Below are 19,135 nucleotides of genomic sequence, written 5' to 3'. Positions count from 1 at the left end.
CTCTTACTTGTTATATTCAATCAAGGCCATCGCGAAATCGCCGACGGTTGCCGACCCATTGTCCTTAACGGCCGGCATGACAATGTATTCATCCAGGTTGCCAACCTCAACATAGTCATTTAATAATTTGGCAAACTCAGCCCGAACCTTCACGAGGAAGGCTTCACTAACGACACCGCCACCAAAGACAATCTTGTCTGGCCGCAACATCAGAGTCTCTTGCAAGGCTGCTTGGGCCACGTAGTACGCTAAAATATCCCAAACGTGATCCGTCAGTGGAACGTCCTTACCTGGCTTACCCAGCCGGGCATCAAACGTTGGCCCACTGACCAAACCTTCTAGGCAGTCCCCATGGAATGGGCAAATCCCTTTGAAATCTAGATCATCGGGGTGCCGTTTCAATCGCACGTGTCCCATTTCGGGGTGACCCATGCTACCAACGAAGTTCCCGTTGATAATGGCACCTGCGCCGACCCCAGTTCCAATGGTGAAGTAGACCAGCGACCCCACATTTTCGTTAAACAACGTGGACATGACATACTCGCCATATGCCGAGCCATTCACATCGGTTGTCCAAAACATGGGGACATCCAGATCTTGCTTCAGCCGGCCAACGAAATCGGTGTTTGACCAACCCGGCTTAGGTGTATTGGTAATGTAGCCGTACTTTGGCGAGTTACGCCGCAGTTCAATCGGCCCAAAGGACGAAATGGCAATCGCCTTCACGTCCGGAAACTTTTTAAAATAAGCAATGGTTTTACTCAGAGTTTCCTCTGGTGTTGTGGTTGGAATATGTTCTTCGTCGAGCACCCGATAATCTTCGTTACCGACTGCACAAACGAACTTGGTTCCACCAGCTTCAATGCTTCCGAGTTGCATACTCGTTACCTCCATCTATTGGCCGGGGTTGGACCCGCGGCATCTGCTTGACGATCTCGGTTCAGTCATCTTGAAAACGTTTAAAGTATATCATCGCCTCCCAGCAAAATAAGGGGTTTTTCGCGACCACTTTTTTCAGAAAACGGCTCAAAATCCAAGTGTCATCCGAATACAATCGATTTCATTTTTCGTGAAAACCATCACTTATTCAGCTTTTTATAGCTGAAATCATCGATCCCGCAAGCGCTTACAATTGGTTTTCATAATCACTTTCCCGAATCTTGCCAATGATTTTAGAATGTGCTAGACTACCAGGACTGCAAGCCAACTGAAGAAAAAGTTCTCTAGGGTTCCGCCGCAAGGGCCAGGTCCAAGAGAGAACCTGCGACTAACCGTCGTGGCCACGGAGGGACAAAAGCCCGGGAGATTCTGTCATTATCGACAAAATCTCCCGGGCTTTTTGGCGCTTCCGGATAAGCAATATAAGAGGATTAGCTAAGAATCATCAAGTACCACCATTGCTGTAGCGTTACCAGACTTCTGAATGGCTGATCTGCTTTTACTAATTCAAAACCAATGAGCCCGACCTACCAATCGCCGGAAAGCTTAGCAGAAAACAACTTAAGGAGGAACTAAAATGTTCAAACACTGGTTAAACGTCTTGTTAGGTGCCCTTTTCGAGGTCACTTGGGTGGTCGGTTTCAAACACGCCGACTCTCCGTTCAGCTGGACGGTCACGGCCATTGCGGTTTATTTAAGCTTTTACTTTTTGATTCGGGCTGGTCGGGTCATCCCCACCGGGACCGCCTACGCCGTCTTCGTTGGCCTAGGGACCCTCGGAACCACCGCCGTTGGGATGCTAGTCTTCAACGAGTCCGTTAACCTGATAAAGATTGGCTTGATCTTAGCGCTCATCGTCGGTGTGGTCGGTCTGCAATTCACAACGAAAGGAGCTGACTAATCATGGCTTGGCTTTGGTTAATTTTCGCTGGACTCAGCGAAATGTTAGGCGTGACCTTCATGAACTTGGCCTTACATCAACATCGTTGGTGGCACTGGGCGATGATGATCGGCGCCTTTGGTATCAGCTTTGGCGGTCTGGAATTGGCCTTGCAAACACTTCCTATGGGAACCGCCTACGCCATCTGGACCGGTATCGGTGCTGCCGGTGGCGTCATCACTGGCATGCTATTCTTCAACGAATCACGCAGCTGGCGCAAGCTGGTCTGGGTCGTCGTCATCTTAGGCGCCACCATCGGGCTTAAACTGGTTGGCTAGGTCAAACCAAAAAGGGCACCATCGTCACGCATGATCGACGATGGTGCCCTTAATCAAAATTCAGTTAACTTTGAACCCCTGATTCACGTCGTTAACTCGGACGGCGGTTTAACGGCATCCCCTGTCGCCGTCAATTACCATGACTCCTCCAAATAGGGACGCTCGTGTAGCTATACCAATTTTATAGTATCTCACAGGATAGCTTTAATATAATTGACATCGTTCAAACTACACATCCAATTTAGCATATAGACCAATCATTTTCAAGCCGTTCATCAAAAGCCGTTAACTGACCTTGACCAGCGAAATCATTTCACCATTGACGCTGACGCCATAGGTTGGAATTGGCCCACTAATCACCGTCACATTAGTGGTCGTCGCCGTTAAGGAGATTTCCAAGACGCTCTCAGCAATCTTCATTCGATACGTCAATTCGGAAATTTCCTGTGGCAGATGATTATTGAAGTGGACCACTTCATCCTGAACGTAGAAACCCGAGAATCCGGCCACTAACGCTAGCCAGCTCCCACCTAGGTTAGCCAAATGGAGGCCGTCGGCGGTATTCTTCTGCAGATTGACCAGATCCATCCGGGCTGTATCCATGAAGTACCGGTAAGCCTTTTCGGGGTCGTCCATCCGCGCGGCCAGAATACTGAAAATTGACCGCGACAGTGAGGAGTCATGCGTGGTGACCCCTTCATAGTAACGATACTCACGTTTCAGTTGATCTAGGCTGAGGTCTTCCGGAAACAGGTAATCCGCCAGCAAGGTATCGGCTTGCTTGGATACCTGGTAACGATAGATGGTCAACGGATGGTAGTGCAGTAACAGTGGAAAGTTTTCTGGCGTTGACTTGGACAGCGGCCACCGGGGTTTATTCAGGAAACTATCGTCCTGTTCATTGATACGCAGCTCACGACTGTATGGCAGGTAGACGTGATCGGCGAGATTGCTGAAGACATCCAGGTCCGCTTCGGAGAGGCCAAACGGTTCCAACCCGTTAGGATCATCCGCCAAAATCTCATGGGCCAGACTAACGACTAAGTTAAAATTATGCTTAGCCAATCGGTTCGTGTAGTAATTGTTATTGACCAGCGCCGTGTATTCATCGGGGCCGGTTACCGTGTGGAATTCGAATCGTGAAGTCGTATCTACCTGGTTCCAAGACCCGAAGTTTTCCCAAAAGCGGGCCGTTTCCAACACCATTTCAAAGCCACATTGAATGATAAAGTCGAGGTCACGGGTAATTTCATAGTAACGCCCGACCGCATAGGCAATATCGGCATCAATGTGATATTGAGCGGTGCCCGCTGGGAAGTATGGCGAGGCTTCCTCACCATTAATTGTCCGCCAGGCAAACAGGGCGCCATTGTCGACTCCCAACGCTCGTGCCCGCATCCGCGCTTGTGGTAGCGTCTGAAACCGGTAAAACAGGAGCTGCCGGGCCATCGGTTGATTGGTGTAAATAAAGTACGGCAACATATACATTTCCGTATCCCAGAAGTAGTGCCCTTCATAGCCAGAACCACTCAGACCCTTAGCGGCAATGTTGGTGCGGCCATCCCGACCAGCCGCCTGATTCAGTTGAAAGACGTTGTAATAGATGGCCAGATTCAGTTCATCGTTGCCTGAAACGGTGACTTCACTACGATCCCAAACGTCATCCCAGAAATCACGGCTGTCCTTTTGTAAGCCCACCCAGGAATTAACGAGGAACGTGGCGGCGGGATCAATCGTGTTTTGCTCGCCGACATCACCCACGTATACTTCGTATTCAAGCACGTGCGGCCGGCCATCACTCAGGTCGACCGGCTGCCGCAACAGACTGCAGTTGGGCGTCAGACTGCCAAGATACATGGTCACAGATTCTTGCGTCCGCCGCGTCTTCACGTGATAGCGCTGCAGATCCTGCGTAATGAAGTCACTCTCACATTCCGGTAATCCGGCGATCCGCGACTTCCGGGGATCAGCCGACTTCAGCTCCTCGGCCTCGGCCGGAACCGCAATCGACTTGCTAACCACCAGAATACCCTGATAATTTTCTGGCGTAATCGTGTAGCTGACCGCCCAGAAGTTCTGCTGACCCTGGCCAATCACCGACTGGACGCCCAGATAAATACTTTCGCCCTGCATCGTTTCCAACGTATACTTTTCCGTCAAGAGGCCAGAGGTCAAGTCTAGATTGGCCGTGGTCCGTCGGCTCTTGGTAAACCGGTGTCCATGTTCGGTCAAAATGGTTAGGTGGCGCAGATCGGGCAAATTCAAAATCGTCTGATGATGCTGCGCGTAACCAATCCCCGCTTCACCATAAGTGATGGGGGAAGTTTCATAGAAGCCGTTAATCAACGTGCCCGTAATAGGATTACCCATGATAGGGTCGTTAGCACGGACCCCAAAATGCCCATTGGCCAGAGAAAAGACGGTTTCCAGGTACTCGGCGTCGTGACTCGCCACGTCCCGTAATGTTAAATGATAATTCTTGATAGTCACATTAATCCCCCCATAATTCGCTACACTGTTAAATCAATCGGGCTCCCATTGCTAGGGCGTCTTCCACCGCCGGGACGTTCCCGGTAAAATTCAGGAAGGCGTGACTAATTCCGCCATAGCGAATATAATTTCCGGTTCCCGTAGCCCGCCCGATTTGTTGGATAAAGGCCTCGTCTTGGAGCCGGAACGGATCGTATTCGCCAACCAGAACCGTCACATTCTTAAATACCCGCGGGTCTGCTAACAAGGGTGATAGCAGCGGCGAGGTAAGGTCGAAAGGTTGATCGGCCACATAGTATCCACTCATAATTGTATCCAGTTGTTCAAAGAGTTGATAACTGCGATGGAGGGCATCCCGTTGACTGGGAACCACCTCTATTTGACGATCGTCCCACAGCGGCCCCTCGAGATCGGAGCCTTGAATCAGCGTTGGGTAAAACAGCAAATGACTATCGATCGTACAGATCCCCATCGACTTACAGAGTTGGCTAACGGCTAAGGCAATCGACCCCCCCGCAGAGTCTCCACCCAAGGCTAAGTGGTGATAGTTTGGGGCCATCGCCGCGACCACAGCCAGCCCATCCAAAATCCCTGCCGGATAGGGTTGTTCTGGTGCCAACGCATAGTCAACATTGTAGACCACACAGTTGGCTTGTTCGGCCACAAACTTCAGCGCCAGCAAGACATCTTCCGGGGTGCCACCATAGTAGGCCCCCCCATGGAAGTAGATCAGGGCCTTTTCCGCCGTCAAATGGTCCATCCGGGCAATTCGAATCACCCGAACCCGCCGATTCATCGCCACAATTTGTTGCATTTCAATCTTCATCGGTGTGGACGTTAAATCCTTTTGCCCCGCCGTTTCGGTTCCTTGTCGTAGGCTGAACAGATCCGTTGGTAATTGCGGATCCGGCTCAATTTCAGCGACCGTGTCCCAAACCAATGGTTCAAAAGTATGCCGCGGATCACGGTCCTTAATCCATTGCTTAATGCCATCTACCTTAGCCGTGACTGGCATGTGTTGCAACCGTTTCAACTCATCGGCATACCCCAAAGATTGCTTAGTTGTCGTGTCATTCAACATGTCAATTACCCCCCTCTTTAGTAATTGTTCATAACGTTAGTGCTAGACTACCTCGCTAACGTTGGTCGACTACTAGCCCACTGTGTTACTCCCCAAGGCCGCGTCGACCTTAACCTAATCTGCCTTCAGTGTCTTATCATCGTCCGCCGTCACAGCCGCCAATTTTCCTGGCGTTTGTGCCGCCTTGTCAGCAGCAACCACATCTTCATCCAAGTTGTAGAAATGCAGAATGACGACAATTGCTAAGGCTAAGATAATTGGTAACCAGATAAAACTAGTGCTGATGGCCGTAACGGCTTTGGGTGCTTGCACTTTAAGTGCTGCTTTAAAACCACCCCAGGAAAGAATCCAGCCAGACAGCGCTCCCCCGAAGCCCATGCCAAGCTTGGCACCAACCATTGGCACAGAAGACAAGATACCGGGTTCGTCAATATGCATTTCAGTCCGTGCATATTCAACCGTATCGGCAATCATGACGAAGGCAATTGAGAAGGCAGCCCCCATGGCAATCGTCGCGATAATGTTGCCGGCGAAGAGGAAGACCAAATTCTTCGTGAGCATTCCGACTGGCATAATGGCTTCACCAATGGCGAACGTCACCATGGCCAGTTCCATCACTTTACGGTGTTTCATAAGCTTACTCAGGAATGGAACGGATAAGTTTCCGATAACGGCAACAATCACCAGGCCATTGAACAAACCGATCATGTCCGTCCGGCGATAAACATAGGTCAAGTAGTAAACGGCCGTTTGCATCCGAATCACCCAGAACGTTTGCAACAGGATGAAGCTGACACTCAAGATGACCCATGGCTTGTTCTTAACCGCCCCTTTTAACGATTCCTTTACGGACAGGTGACCCTTGATATTGGCATCATCGTCAGCTGCTTCATCAGCCGCAACGGTGTTCGTTTCACGGAGATTCATGAAGGCACCGAAGAAGAGGATGATGATTGCAATTCCAATGATTATGCCCCAAATCGACCAACCACGTTCGGCGTTCTTACCACCTAAGAACGCGACCATTGGTAAGGAAATTGCTCCGATAACGGCCGTCCCAATATTAGTCATCACCATCCGGGCACTGGCGAGGTTCGTCCGTTCGTCAGGGTCAGAAGTCAAGCTAGGTAAGATAGCCGTGATCGGGGTGTTGGCCCCAGAATAGACTAAGCTAAACAGTGTGTAAATAATGGCGACCCATACTAATTGAACCGTCTTGTTCCCGCCAAAGGCCGGATTGAAGAATAGTAGCATGGTTAAAATCCCAAGGGGAATCCCGAACCAGATAAAGTATGGCCGTGATTTCCCAAACTTCGAGTGCGTGTGGTCAATTAAGAACCCATAAACCACCCCGTCAAAAGCATCGATGAACCGAACAACTAAGAATAGCGTTCCCACAAAGGCCGGTGAAATGCCCATGACCGTCGTGTAATAGAACAACAGATAAAGACCAACAATTTGCCAAATTAAGTTGCCGGCCATGTCGGTTGCCCCGTAGAAGAATCTTTGTTTCCACACCTGTAATTTATTCATAACAAAAACCTCCCCCAGTTTTTAATCATCATCCGTTCAATAAGTAACCGCTTACATATATAGTATAAGTAATGATCATTCCGACCAACATCCTCGGATTTTCCGGATGAGTTACCCTTTTTAGCCTCCTGTAGGTTTTATTCGCGTTAGCACGCCCGTTGGACCAACCTGCTATCGAGTCCATCATACCCGATACCTATTAGGATAAGTGATGAGGCCCCTCTATTTGTTACCCAACCTAACTCACCCGAGTAGGTAATCATTCATTTAGATAACGATGTTGGGGATCAATAACATCTACCATTCAGTTTTACCACTTATTCCGGGTGACTGAACGTCTTTTTCATCACCTATTTCCACTCAGAGTGCGCTATACTGGAGGAAATTTAATCAGAAAGTAGGTCTGCTAGTCATGGCAAATTATATTAAAGAAATTCGCGAACTCGTCGGCCATAAGCCTTTAATCCTAAACGCTGCGGCCGGAATTGTCGCCAACGAGCATCACGAGGTCTTACTGAACCTTCGAACGGACACCCACAATTGGAGTCTCCCAGGCGGTTATCTTGAATATGGTGAAACCTATGATGCCGCTATGATTCGTGAATATAAGGAGGACGCCGGCCTAGACGTTGAAATCGTCAAGCCACTCGGCCTCTTCGACCAAGGCTTCACGGAGTATCCTAACGGTGACGTCACGCAAGTGATTTCACGACTATACTTGGTCAAGCCCGTCGGTGGTCACACCTTAGCGTCAGCCACCGACGAAACGCTTGATCTAAAATACTTCCCACTGGATGACCTACCACCTCTGTTAAATCAACAGACGGCCGACATGTTGGCCACTGTTCAACAATACTTCAACAAGAAGTAGGTTTTCTATCTCTTCGACCCGCAGGGTCAAAATCAAAATCCGATCCAAAGCCTAAACTGTGAAAACTGGCGTTTCCTGTGGGACCCTTGATGGGCCGAAACGCGGTAAACACGATCTAGAGCCAAAGAGCGGTCTCTAGAATCGGTTCTACCTAAACCGAGAAACCCACTCGCCTAAGGTGGTCCCACAGTTGGATCCCGGGTCCCTTCGGTCACTGAGATCCAGGAAAGATTGCCAATCACTTAGCCCATCAAACCAAAGAAAACAACCAAGTAAACCTATGCCAATCAAATACCAAGTACCAGCTTCTTCTATAGAGAAGAGCTGGTACTTTTTATGTATGGCCAAACATTCATCAAACTGGATACTTGTCGTCAAAATGGATTTCCATCATCTGACAAATCCGCCAGAAGAACGGGACCCATCACTATCTCAAGGTCATTTACCGCTGTCGCCTAATACCACCAAGACTAGCACCACTGCGACCAGGAACAGTTGCCACCCAGTTGATATCGACAAAATGGCCGGCGTTAGTGAGCGGAGGTGCCCGGGGCTCGGCCGTGGAACTGCCTTAGGGGAGCGGGCTACTCCGCTTAGGCAGAGCTGACCTTCAAAACCGCCTTTGGGCTTGAAGTCATGTTCACCACGTTCCAGCCCGCAAAGGGCACCGCAGCGAACGAAAATCACCACTAATCTACCACTAGAACGAACGAAAATCTTCCGCCAACATATTCCCCGACTCCAAAGAATGTATAAACGGACAGTCGAGGAAGCAACAGATCCTGTCATGCTCACCTTTTGTCAAATAATCAGTTAAAAATTGTTAGGCCACTTATCGAGTATTAGCGTATAATGATGGCATAGTTAAAACTTAATACTGAGGTAGAGTGCTGGATGTCAATCCGTTACGCGATTGCCATTAACCATCATACATAATTAAAGTGTCATCTGATCAGACCAGCTTCAGCCGCCAGCAGTTCATTTAGGATGTGCGGTCGAAGCTTTTTTACGTCCACCTCACCTCGAGGAGTGAACCTAATGAAAGAATGTCCCAATTGTCACCAACCCGTGACCCCCGGAAGTACATTTTGTGATCACTGTGGCTACGATCTTCGTCAGGCCCAGTCCACGGTGGCACCCGACGCGACGCCTGAAACGGCTGAGCCACACCGGCGTCGCAACGGCAAGGGAAACCGCCGGAAACTGTTAAAGTTCCGCAAGAAGAAAACGGGTAAACCCGCTAAAAAAGGTCGCTGGTTCAAGCGAATTATCTGGAGCGTCATCGCCATTGCTGGCGTAATCGTCCTGATCCTAGCCCTGTCTTTTTACAACAAACAGGCTGGCAAGGATAAGCAAATCGATAATATGGCTGACATGATTACCGGTAATCAAAGTGACGATTTAGCTAAGGTCCTACTGAGCGACAACCCCAATTTAAAAATTGATGGGGATACCGTCCAACCATTTCTGACATATGCCCGGACTCACCCGAAGTACATCGATAGCATGAAGGCCAGCCTCAAACAATCCGGCGAAACCACGGATCAGATCTTCAAGTTGGTTACCGACGGCCACAACTTCCTAATCTTCCCAATCTACAAGTTACGCGTCACCACGTTGCATCCTACGGTGGCCACCAACGTAGACAACGCGACGATCGTTGCCAATGGCGTTGACCTCGTGACCTCAAAGAGTGACCATTATGTCTACAAGGCTGGTCCACTCTTCCCTGGTCATTACAAATTCAAACTGTCGGGGAGTCGTTCCAAGGCTTCCCAGTCCGTGAACCTGATCTCTAATGGCGACAATGACCGCCAGATTGATTTGATTGCCAAGTCGCTCAAGGCCGAGAAGTCCAGTAGCAACGACAGCGACAGCAACAACGATAATGCCACTAACAACAGTCAGATTCAACAACCCACCGGTGATAATACGAAGGCCTCGGATTATACTGATCAAGACGATGTCGATGACGATCAGCAAGACGCCATCGATGCGGTGTCTGATGAATTCGATTATCCCGAGGATGACTTTGACTTCAAGGTCTCCGAACCCTACACCGACGTTTACCAAGTGAAGGTCTACGACAATGCTAACGATCACTCTCTCTTTGGCACTTACCGTTACGATGACATTCACAACGTTTACTCAGAATATAATACCGACACGGGCAAATTCGACCCGGCATAATAGAAAGGAACTTGACCTATGAAGCAAAATATCTACCGCATCTGTTCTAAGTGCGGCCACCAAAACACGGCAGATGCCAACTTCTGTCTCCAATGTGGGACGACCCTAACCACCGATGACGATTACATTTTCACGCCTTATGCCGCCGACAAGAGCTTTCCCCTCTTCGACTTGGAACTGACGCCCGAAGAGCTCGCCGAAACGAAAGATTTCATGATCACGAAATCTGACACCATCCCTACCGGCTACCGGAGTGCTGGGTTAGTTTTCGCCGAAAGTAGTGTCTCTGCTCAGTCTGGCATGAAGCCTGTCTGGGAAGACCTCATGAAGCGTCTTTACGGTCTCATGTTAGCTAAACATTACGCTGGCGTTGCTCGTGTCAGTGTTGAACCGCAGCCAGCCCAACCGGGACAACTATTCTTGACCGGTGAAGCCTTTGTTCCTAATAATCAGCTATAATCCTTGGAGGAATCTACATGCACTTATCCCATTTTGCCGCGCCTGCCGATAATCAACCCGGCGGCCAAAGCCATTTTTGCCCTAATTGTGGGCATTCATTATCAGCTAGTGATACCTTTTGCCCTAACTGTGGGTACCAATTAGACGGTAGCCAAGCGGCTCCCGTCCAACCGACTACCCCAACCCCTACCACCAACCAAACGACGACTAAGCCATCCCTGCGTGAGCGCTTACGAGGCGGCAAGAATCAATCACCCGCATCTAAGAAGAACCGGCGCAAGTGGACCAGTATCGGCGTGGTCGTTTTACTCCTGATCATCTTCTTTGTTTGGGGCTTTCACCACTATTCCCGGCAGGTCACTTTAGATCGGGCCATCACGGACATCCAAAAGGGTCAGAATATGACCAATGATTTCACTAGTTCCAGCCCCGATCTCAAGATTACCAAGAGCTCACTCTTGCCAATTAACCGTTACTACAGCGCCCACGCCGGCGACCTTAGCAGCCTGAAGGACCAATTGGCCGCCTCCGGTCGCAGCGATAATGGGAACTTTAGTTTCCGGACGAACGGTCGGCACATGCTATTCTTCCCGAAGTACCAAATCATCGTGAGCCCAGTATACCCAACCGTCACGACCAATCATACCGGTAACAAGATCACCTTGGATAACAAGCAAATCGCCACGGCGACGTCCGACAACTACTCTAAGCGGCTGAGCGCCTTGGCTCCTGGCCAATATCACCTGAAGGCTAGTGGCAAGATTGGCAAGCATAACCTGGTCAACAGTGGTGACTACCACATTACCAGTAGTAAGTCCTATGACTTGGACTTGACCACGATTTCCGCCAACCTGAACACCGTGCCCGGCTCCGACATCTACCTGAACGGCAAGAAGATTGGAACGGTCGACAATTCCGGGACTTACAAATTGAAGGATGAACCTTGGTCTTCCGACATGTCCGTTTCCGCTCACTACACTTCCAGCGCCGGCAAGGCCGTGTCCAACGCCGTCCAATTACAAAAGAACGATGACGGTAATAACATCGACCTGAAGTTCCCGAACTTGATCAGTAATAGCGATGCCGATGACTTCTATTCCAACCTGTTTGAAACGGTCCAGGCCGTCGCCAACGGGAACGATGACGAAACCGACGACAACGGGGACGACATGTCCGACTTCTTCTCCGAAGGCTCGACGGGTAGTTTCTACAATCAACTCCAAAAGATGGCTTCTGGTTACTATGATGACGACGATATCTACGGTACCGAGATGACAACTTCTATCGCAGCTATCAAGCCCGGTCCAAATGGCACCAGCGTGGTAACCTTCGATGTTGAGTACGACTTCGAACTCGAAGATACCCATCACATCCAAACATTGCGGTACACCGCCAACATGAAGGACACCAGCCATGATAATTCTGCTAACTTGAGTTACGAAATTACCAGCGTGTCCGGCTCCACCACGATTAAAGACACTCACCGTGATAAAGACGACGACTAACAACCATTAAAAATAGCGTTCCGACGGTTAACTTGTCGGAACGCTATTTTGTCAGGCGTGAATCGCATTCTTGGTGCTGCCCGTGGTTAATATTTCATTGAAATTGTCGTAACTGATGCTGATCATATCTTCCAGTGCGGGTTCCGTATAGGACCCAATGTGGGGCGTGATCAGGACCCGTGGATTGGCAGCCAAGAGGTCGCGGACCGGCGCACTAGGAACATCGGCCACATCGTCAAAGTGTTTGCCAAGAATCGTGGCTTCGTCCACAATGACGTCGGCGCCATAGCCACTGAGATGACCACTGTCGATGCCCGCCAAGATGGCCGGAACGTTGGCCAATTCGCCCCGAGCCGTGTTGACCAAGACCGCCCCATCCTTCATACGATGGACGAAGTCGGCATCGATCAGGTCTTCATTTTTCCCGGGAAAATAAGGCACGTGAATTGAGACGATGTCACTAGTCGCTAACAACGTTGGGAGATCGACTAATTCCAGCGCTTCCTTGGCGGCCGGCGAAGGATACGGATCATAGGCCAAGACATCCGCACCAAGTCCTTGGTACAGCTTAGCTTCGGTAAATCCAATCCGGCCAGCTCCCACGATCCCCACGGTTGAGCGATGAATCTCGTGACTAAACATCCCGTCGGTTACGCGGAAATCACCACGGCGTGTGTCATTGATGGCTAGGTTCACATGACGGAACAGCGTCATCCCTAGGGTGAAGGCCAATTCGGCCACCGCGTATGGCGAGTAACCCGGGACCCGGGCCACCGCAATATCCAGGTCTGCGGCGGCAACCAGGTCGATGTGGTTATAGCCCACGGTTCTGGTGAAGACATACTTGATCCCCCAGCTGGCAAACCTTTCCAGGTTGTCACGATCTACGAGGCAGTTGCCCCGTACCAGCACGGCATCCGCGTCTTTCGCCAAATCGGCATTGTCATGCGTTAATAAGTCTTCGATATAAATTAAGTCATAATTATATTTATTCAAACGGTCAAAGTAGGGACGTTCGAGTGGCCGAACGCCATAAGCTGCAATTTTAACCATAGGTTGTCACTCCTTCTTTATTTCAACATGCCTAAGCTACTGATAACTTCCATGATGGCAATCCAGATTGGCATCATCACCACGGCGGAAATGGTAGAGATGAATGACGCATTCGAAGCCATAACGGCATCCCGGTCGAAGCTAATGGCATAGGCGGAAACCACCGCTGCCGTTGGCGTCGCCATCATGACAACGATGGTGGCAACCGCAATGTAGTTCAGAGATAACAGGCCAGTCATGTCCAAGAGAATCAGGAGTATCAGGTTAATCAGGGGCACGATAATGACCTTGTTAAGAGAATAATACCATGGCGTTTTGTCGGCCGCAGCATCCTTAATCGAGATGGACCCCAGCGTGGTCCCAATGGCTAACCAAGCGAGTGGTGAGGCCAAGTTGGCCAGGTAGCTCAGTGGCTTGTACAACCACAGTGCCGTTTGGTCAATCCGATAGAAGGCCACCGAGGCCATCTTAGCCGTTTCAACCCCGTTGACCGCCACGGGCACGGTGACTTGGGGAACTAGGTGTTGACCAAGCCACATAAACAGACCTAAGAAGGTCGCAATGACAATGGGGTTCAGGAACATCTTCTTAATATTCTTGCCGGCCATCTTCAGACCAGACATCTTGATGTAGGCATATGAATACAGGAAGATCCGGTAACCAATGTTGAAGATGGAACTGTACATAACCCCTTTGACTCCATAGACCGCACCAACAATGGGAATTCCAAAGAATGTCGTGGACCCAAAGGTAGTCAGAATGGCTAAGACTTCGCGTTCACCCTTCACGTAACGTTGGTACATGAACGGCGTGACGAAAATGAGAAGAATGTAGATCACAATCCCCCAGACTAAGACACCCATCCCTTGTTGAAAAGCATCCCCGTTCATGGGTTGCATGAACGAATTGAATGCCAAGGCAGGAATGGCCACGGTTAGGGCCACGTTGGTTAAAATCTTACCAACATTATCGCCCAGAATCCCTTTGCGCCGCAAGAAGAAACCTAACAGAATAATAAAGATCGTAGACGTAATTGAACTCATGATTGCTGCATTGGAAAACGTTGCACTGATAGCTTTCAATATTTCCATCACGATCACCTCCGTATTTGACCTCCTGGATCTTTGGCTATTATCGGTCCTTTACGCGATGATCCTTCAAATGATGAAATTGTAAGTTATCTGTCTAATTGTAACTGGCATTGGTGAGGGGAAACAAAAGGAAGCTAGTCGTGAGAATAGCTTCCTTGGATTACCGTTTATGTAAACTGCCTAGTGCTTTGATCTGACTAATAAGTCACCATGCCGAACCATAGTACGGCGGCAATAATGGCAACGGTGCCCACTACTAGAAACGCGAAACAACCGAAATGGTCTCCCTCGAAGGCACCATGGTAATTGTCATTGTCTTTTTTCAATTTGCTTCTCCCCTGTTTGATCGTCATATTGGGAAACACTAGTAGATTAACGCTATTAATTTGCCACTGAACTAAAACCAGCTGAAGAATCTGCTTGCCAGACCTCTTGTTCTTAACTCTATTGATTTGTCACTGAACTAAAACTGTCAGGATCGTCAATGAATGGCATTTGTTGTTCTTAACTCTATTGATTTGTCACTGAACTAAAACGGATAAGGAGACGCGATATAAAGATGTCTTGTTCTTAACTCTATTGATTTGTCACTGAACTAAAACCTGTGGCTGAATCGACTGAGGAGAAGCATAGTTCTTAACTCTATTGATTTGTCACTGAACTAAAACTCGCCTACTTCCAAGCATGACTAAACTCATGTTCTTAACTCTATTGATTTGTCACTGAACTAAAACAACCCCTTGTCACGATACCGGGTGACATTGGTTCTTAACTCTATTGATTTGTCACTGAACTAAAACAGCTAACGCTCCATCATTCACATTGTCGGTGTTCTTAACTCTATTGATTTGTCACTGAACTAAAACCTCCTTACTGATTCCAATGTCATCTCTTAAGTTCTTAACTCTATTGATTTGTCACTGAACTAAAACTATGTAGAAAGGTGAACTGTAATACCCATGGGTTCTTAACTCTATTGATTTGTCACTGGACTAAAACAGATGAAGTTGTAACGCTGTCGTTGCCCGAGTTCTTAACTCTATTGATTTGTCACTGAACTAAAACGATGGCCTGCATTGCCTCGGCCTTAACCTGGTTCTTAACTCTATTGATTTGTCACTGAACTAAAACCATCAACACTAGGTTTCTTCTCTTCATTCTGTTCTTAACTCTATTGATTTGTCACTGAACTAAAACAACCTGAAACTAAATTTGATTATGTTTTGGGTTCTTAACTCTATTGATTCGTCACTGAACTAAAACTATATTTTCTGATCAAGTCCTCGCGACTTCGTTCTTAACTCTATTGATTTGTCACTGAACTAAAACTGCGGCGGCTTCCTGGCTGCGCCGTGGACGGTTCTTAACTCTATTGATTTGTCACTGAACTAAAACAAGTTTCTTTAAATTTTGCTACATACCTTTAGTTCTTAACTCTATTGATTTGTCACTGAACTAAAACATTACGACTGTGGTTGAGGCTCCATCAGCTGTTCTTAACTCTATTGATTTGTCACTGAACTAAAACGGTGATAACGACAATTCCGATATTGCCGCTGTTCTTAACTCTATTGATTTGTCACTGAACTAAAACGCAAAGTGAGGTAAAGCACCTACATCCTGCGTTCTTAACTCTATTGATTTGTCACTGAACTAAAACTCGTAATTTGTTTTGGGGTCACGTTGGCCCGTTCTTAACTCTATTGATTTGTCACTGAACTAAAACCAGACTTAACAACGTGAGTGCGGTACTTAGGTTCTTAACTCTATTGATTTGTCACTGAACTAAAACACGCGCCCGCAATGACAGCAAGTACAAACAGTTCTTAACTCTATTGATTTGTCACTGAACTAAAACGGTTGCTTAACGCCGGTACCATGACTGGTAGTTCTTAACTCTATTGATTTGTCACTGAACTAAAACGGGCTTCGGTTAGCATCCGTTCTATTTCAAGTTCTTAACTCTATTGATTTGTCACTGAACTAAAACGAGAAATCCAGCTAAAGATACCTCCAACGAGTTCTTAACTCTATTGATTTGTCACTGAACTAAAACGCGAATGCTGAACGAATTTGTTCATTCTTAGTTCTTAACTCTATTGATTTGTCACTGAACTAAAACACAGTAAGAACTGGGTATCTTAATAGTTTTGTTCTTAACTCTATTGATTTGTCACTGAACTAAAACACAAGCTGCAAGAGCTTCTGGCGATAGTTAGTTCTTAACTCTATTGATTTGTCACTGAACTAAAACTTAACCGAATGGGAGTAGCCAACGCCGAAAGTTCTTAACTCTATTGATTTGTCACTGAACTAAAACCAAGTGAACGGCGACGTTATCCCCGACCGGGTTCTTAACTCTATTGATTTGTCACTGAACTAAAACAGCTTTGCCTTCCTTGTTTCCGAAATTACCGTTCTTAACTCTATTGATTTGTCACTGAACTAAAACGTGACTGTGGCCACGTATAGCGTCTGGGTAGTTCTTAACTCTATTGATTTGTCACTGAACTAAAACTACGGACTCGGTTACTTAGACCCAAATATTGTTCTTAACTCTATTGATTTGTCACTGAACTAAAACCGTTATTTCCACACGACAATCTCATTGTTATATACCTACCAGAGGACGAAGTCCCTATCAATGTAGTGATACTCACATCCCTGGAAATACTCAACTCGATGACTATCTGAAAATTCGATTAGAAGTAATGGCAAATCTACCGTAGCCATCAATCGCACCAGTGATTGCAGCTGGTTGACACTGAGATAATGACTAACGTTTGTTAAAACAATCATTCGATGGTCGCCGAGTTCAATGACGACCTTAATCAGTGCCTCAATTATACCATAGGCATCATTACCAACCTCTGGTGACAACTGAATTCCACTAAACTTGATTAACTTCTTCAGTTCTGGAATCTCAGGTAACTCCAATGGGACATCCATCATATAACTCGCACTCAATACCTCCGTCATCAAAGCCCGAATGTCATCGGATATTTTAACAACTTGCGCATCATCCACAAGTTTTTCGAGTTGGGCTTGAAGCTTACGTTGAAACAAACCATTCAAATCTACCGTTAGCATCGGATCACCGTACCATTGGATACTCTTGCTCAATAAAACAGATTCAAAGTCTTCGTTGCTGAGAGAAATTGTATCTGCACCATCGCGAAGCCCCAAAATTAAATCTCGATAAAGTTTCGGCGTCCCAACATCCATCACCGTGATCTTACTGGCTGCCACTTCAAAGGGTTCAAAACCATAATAGGTTAAATTCATATCATAATGGTCCTCTCTGCCGAGTTTAAGATATCTGTACTAGGTTCACCAGAAATAAAGTGCATAGCCTGATATTGCTTTTCCGTCAGCATGACGGACTGAACCAGACCCGCTTCTGGAGTCAAAGCTGCGACTCTTCTTTCAATCGCTTTGGCACTTTGCGTGTTTGAGCAAACCCGAACATAAATCGAAAACTGCATCATCAAGAAGCCCTCCTGAATCAGGTGTTTACGAAAACGGCGATAGTTACGACGGTCTCTACTACTTATCATTGGTAGATCAAACATAATCATTAATCGCATCACTCGATACCTCATCTGGAACCTCCACTTTAATTTGAATCTGATCAGTCTCTCCATTCAAGTAATTCAAGCACTGGCCCACTTGTTTTTCAATGACATGGCTGAGGATTTCAGTTCGGCCATCAAAATTCATTTCTAAATCCAGCAATCTAGCCAATCCTAACTTGATATCTGGCGTCAAATCATTAATCTTATGCTGCGCAACCCAATAATCTACAATTGGTCGAAAGGGTTCCATTAGATCTGAGCCTAAATTGAATCCATTCTCGGCATTATCATGGTGAATACCAAAGCAGGTTAAATAGCCGTGACTGACTACCGAACGATCAATCAATGATAACAATAACGCGTAACCATAATTTAGAGCCGCATTCATAGGGACCAAATCAGATCTAGAAAAACCGTCACCAAAGATCAGTGGAAAGTATTGTCTAGCCACAACTGCCTCCCGATTGGTGACATCGTTCAGTTCCAACTTATCAATTTCATTAGCCATCCCAGACGGATCCACCCCACATAATTGAGCTACTTTCACCTGGTTAGCCAGTTTAGCTGAAACAACTTTTGTCCAAAGATGACTTTTCCTGGTTTCATCCCAATTAACTTGTGATTCAATCAATGCTGCCGTTCTGGCCCTTGGATAACAGCCTGTCGTCTCACAAGTTGGTTGCCCATCCTTCCCCGTAAAGATGATTCGCGCATGCACCTCCGCAAGTGCCGCGACTGCAGCCGTCGTAATGACAGCCTGCAACGTTTGGATCAGCAAAACATTGATATCCCTGACTGGCGTGTGATACCTGTCTCGATCCGTTTGAATCACAATATTCCCTGTGGTTAATGAAATCTTGGCATGTTGACTGACCATAATAGTCCGCCATCCCATAATCTATTCCTCCTTGCTTTCTGAAAACTAGCATGTTAATCTTAAGAAGTCAGGTAGACACGCTTGACTCTATTGATTTGTCACTGAAAGTTAAAATCAAGCAAGGCCTTGTGCCAAGTTTTACTTTTTGAGCCCGGTATCGAGCCATACATAGTCGGCCCTTCCAGTCATGTGGAAGGGCCGTTTTTATTATCCCATAACCAGCCAATAAAAATAAAGGAAAACATTTAACAAT

Annotated in this window: 15 protein-coding genes, 1 CRISPR repeat array and 1 riboswitch; of the genes, 6 read left to right on the top strand and 9 right to left on the bottom strand. The window is 47.4% G+C overall.

The genetic code is table 11. The features are described 5' to 3' along the window. Nucleotides 1-3 precede the first annotated feature (3 nt). Nucleotides 4-879 carry a fructokinase ScrK gene (gene scrK, locus LSE01S_RS04190; protein WP_061776376.1) on the bottom strand — a complete coding sequence of 292 codons (876 nt, stop codon included), beginning with the start codon at nucleotides 877-879 and terminating at the stop codon, nucleotides 4-6. A gap of 333 nt (nucleotides 880-1,212) precedes the next feature. Continuing rightward, a riboswitch (guanidine-I (ykkC/yxkD leader) is annotated at nucleotides 1,213-1,307 on the top strand. Between the two features lie 209 nt (nucleotides 1,308-1,516). Here scrK and LSE01S_RS04185 point away from each other — a divergent pair. Beyond that, a complete protein-coding gene (locus LSE01S_RS04185) occupies nucleotides 1,517-1,840 on the top strand; it encodes a DMT family transporter (RefSeq protein WP_061776375.1) in 324 nt (107 codons plus the stop codon). Between the two features lie 2 nt (nucleotides 1,841-1,842). Then, the gene (locus tag LSE01S_RS04180; RefSeq protein WP_061776374.1) at nucleotides 1,843-2,157 is read left to right on the top strand and encodes a DMT family transporter; all 315 of its coding nucleotides are present in this window, start codon (nucleotides 1,843-1,845) and stop codon (nucleotides 2,155-2,157) included. Nucleotides 2,158-2,442: 285 nt separating this feature from the next. Here LSE01S_RS04180 and LSE01S_RS04175 read toward each other — a convergent pair whose 3' ends face one another. The 3 genes from LSE01S_RS04175 to LSE01S_RS04165 form a co-directional block, all read right to left on the bottom strand. After that, a complete protein-coding gene (locus tag LSE01S_RS04175; protein WP_061776373.1) occupies nucleotides 2,443-4,647 on the bottom strand; it encodes a glycoside hydrolase family 65 protein in 2,205 nt (734 codons plus the stop codon). Nucleotides 4,648-4,675: 28 nt separating this feature from the next. Then, complete coding sequence (locus LSE01S_RS04170; RefSeq protein WP_061776372.1) at nucleotides 4,676-5,728, bottom strand: alpha/beta hydrolase fold domain-containing protein; 1,053 nt, start codon at nucleotides 5,726-5,728, stop codon at nucleotides 4,676-4,678. Nucleotides 5,729-5,842: 114 nt separating this feature from the next. Further along, entirely contained in the window at nucleotides 5,843-7,261 is a 1,419-nt protein-coding gene (locus tag LSE01S_RS04165) for an MFS transporter (RefSeq protein WP_061776371.1), read from the bottom strand. A gap of 412 nt (nucleotides 7,262-7,673) precedes the next feature. Between LSE01S_RS04165 and LSE01S_RS04160 the strand changes: the two genes are divergently transcribed. The 4 genes from LSE01S_RS04160 to LSE01S_RS04145 all read left to right on the top strand — a co-directional run bounded on the left by LSE01S_RS04160 (nucleotide 7,674) and on the right by LSE01S_RS04145 (nucleotide 12,286). After that, complete coding sequence (locus tag LSE01S_RS04160; protein ID WP_061776370.1) at nucleotides 7,674-8,132, top strand: NUDIX hydrolase; 459 nt, start codon at nucleotides 7,674-7,676, stop codon at nucleotides 8,130-8,132. A gap of 1,038 nt (nucleotides 8,133-9,170) precedes the next feature. Then, complete coding sequence (locus LSE01S_RS04155) at nucleotides 9,171-10,322, top strand: TcaA second domain-containing protein (protein WP_061776369.1); 1,152 nt, start codon at nucleotides 9,171-9,173, stop codon at nucleotides 10,320-10,322. An 18-nt stretch (nucleotides 10,323-10,340) separates the two neighbouring features. After that, nucleotides 10,341-10,781, top strand: a complete 441-nt coding sequence (locus LSE01S_RS04150) for a zinc ribbon domain-containing protein (protein WP_061776368.1) — start codon at nucleotides 10,341-10,343, stop codon at nucleotides 10,779-10,781. A gap of 17 nt (nucleotides 10,782-10,798) precedes the next feature. Then, nucleotides 10,799-12,286 carry a zinc ribbon domain-containing protein gene (locus tag LSE01S_RS04145; protein ID WP_061776367.1) on the top strand — a complete coding sequence of 496 codons (1,488 nt, stop codon included), beginning with the start codon at nucleotides 10,799-10,801 and terminating at the stop codon, nucleotides 12,284-12,286. Between the two features lie 51 nt (nucleotides 12,287-12,337). Here the strand turns inward: LSE01S_RS04145 and LSE01S_RS04140 are convergent, their stop codons facing one another. The 5 genes from LSE01S_RS04140 to cas1 form a co-directional block, all read right to left on the bottom strand. Further along, nucleotides 12,338-13,339 carry an NAD(P)-dependent oxidoreductase gene (locus LSE01S_RS04140; RefSeq protein ID WP_061776366.1) on the bottom strand — a complete coding sequence of 334 codons (1,002 nt, stop codon included), beginning with the start codon at nucleotides 13,337-13,339 and terminating at the stop codon, nucleotides 12,338-12,340. 17 nt (nucleotides 13,340-13,356) lie between these two features. After that, on the bottom strand, nucleotides 13,357-14,430 hold the full coding sequence (locus LSE01S_RS04135) for an AEC family transporter (protein WP_061776397.1): 1,074 nt from the start codon (nucleotides 14,428-14,430) through the stop codon (nucleotides 13,357-13,359). A 368-nt stretch (nucleotides 14,431-14,798) separates the two neighbouring features. Then, a CRISPR array of direct repeats spans nucleotides 14,799-17,014; the repeat unit is 36 nt; unit sequence GTTCTTAACTCTATTGATTTGTCACTGAACTAAAAC. A 35-nt stretch (nucleotides 17,015-17,049) separates the two neighbouring features. Continuing rightward, entirely contained in the window at nucleotides 17,050-17,715 is a 666-nt protein-coding gene (csn2, locus tag LSE01S_RS04130) for a type II-A CRISPR-associated protein Csn2 (RefSeq protein WP_061776365.1), read from the bottom strand. Further along, on the bottom strand, nucleotides 17,712-18,017 hold the full coding sequence (cas2, locus tag LSE01S_RS04125; RefSeq protein WP_082622338.1) for a CRISPR-associated endonuclease Cas2: 306 nt from the start codon (nucleotides 18,015-18,017) through the stop codon (nucleotides 17,712-17,714). The genes csn2 and cas2 overlap by 4 nt, the downstream gene beginning before the upstream one ends. Further along, the gene (cas1, locus tag LSE01S_RS04120; RefSeq protein WP_061776363.1) at nucleotides 17,995-18,900 is read right to left on the bottom strand and encodes a type II CRISPR-associated endonuclease Cas1; all 906 of its coding nucleotides are present in this window, start codon (nucleotides 18,898-18,900) and stop codon (nucleotides 17,995-17,997) included. Before cas1 ends, cas2 begins: the two co-directional genes overlap by 23 nt. Nucleotides 18,901-19,135 lie beyond the last annotated feature (235 nt).

The organism is Levilactobacillus senmaizukei DSM 21775 = NBRC 103853, from assembly GCF_001592085.1.
In the GTDB taxonomy this organism is placed as follows: domain Bacteria; phylum Bacillota; class Bacilli; order Lactobacillales; family Lactobacillaceae; genus Levilactobacillus; species Levilactobacillus senmaizukei.
This window is presented reverse-complemented; position numbering and strand designations above follow the sequence as displayed.

Coding starts and splice junctions, on each gene's coding strand:
- LSE01S_RS04185 (WP_061776375.1), top strand. CDS start 1,517: ATGTTCAAACACTGGTTAAACGTCTTGTTAGGTGCCCTTTTCGAGGTC.
- scrK (WP_061776376.1), bottom strand. CDS start 879: ATGCAACTCGGAAGCATTGAAGCTGGTGGAACCAAGTTCGTTTGTGCA.
- LSE01S_RS04170 (WP_061776372.1), bottom strand. CDS start 5,728: ATGTTGAATGACACGACAACTAAGCAATCTTTGGGGTATGCCGATGAG.
- cas2 (WP_082622338.1), bottom strand. CDS start 18,017: ATGCGATTAATGATTATGTTTGATCTACCAATGATAAGTAGTAGAGAC.
- LSE01S_RS04140 (WP_061776366.1), bottom strand. CDS start 13,339: ATGGTTAAAATTGCAGCTTATGGCGTTCGGCCACTCGAACGTCCCTAC.
- LSE01S_RS04155 (WP_061776369.1), top strand. CDS start 9,171: ATGAAAGAATGTCCCAATTGTCACCAACCCGTGACCCCCGGAAGTACA.
- csn2 (WP_061776365.1), bottom strand. CDS start 17,715: ATGAATTTAACCTATTATGGTTTTGAACCCTTTGAAGTGGCAGCCAGT.
- cas1 (WP_061776363.1), bottom strand. CDS start 18,900: ATGGGATGGCGGACTATTATGGTCAGTCAACATGCCAAGATTTCATTA.
- LSE01S_RS04160 (WP_061776370.1), top strand. CDS start 7,674: ATGGCAAATTATATTAAAGAAATTCGCGAACTCGTCGGCCATAAGCCT.
- LSE01S_RS04180 (WP_061776374.1), top strand. CDS start 1,843: ATGGCTTGGCTTTGGTTAATTTTCGCTGGACTCAGCGAAATGTTAGGC.
- LSE01S_RS04150 (WP_061776368.1), top strand. CDS start 10,341: ATGAAGCAAAATATCTACCGCATCTGTTCTAAGTGCGGCCACCAAAAC.
- LSE01S_RS04165 (WP_061776371.1), bottom strand. CDS start 7,261: ATGAATAAATTACAGGTGTGGAAACAAAGATTCTTCTACGGGGCAACC.
- LSE01S_RS04145 (WP_061776367.1), top strand. CDS start 10,799: ATGCACTTATCCCATTTTGCCGCGCCTGCCGATAATCAACCCGGCGGC.
- LSE01S_RS04135 (WP_061776397.1), bottom strand. CDS start 14,430: ATGGAAATATTGAAAGCTATCAGTGCAACGTTTTCCAATGCAGCAATC.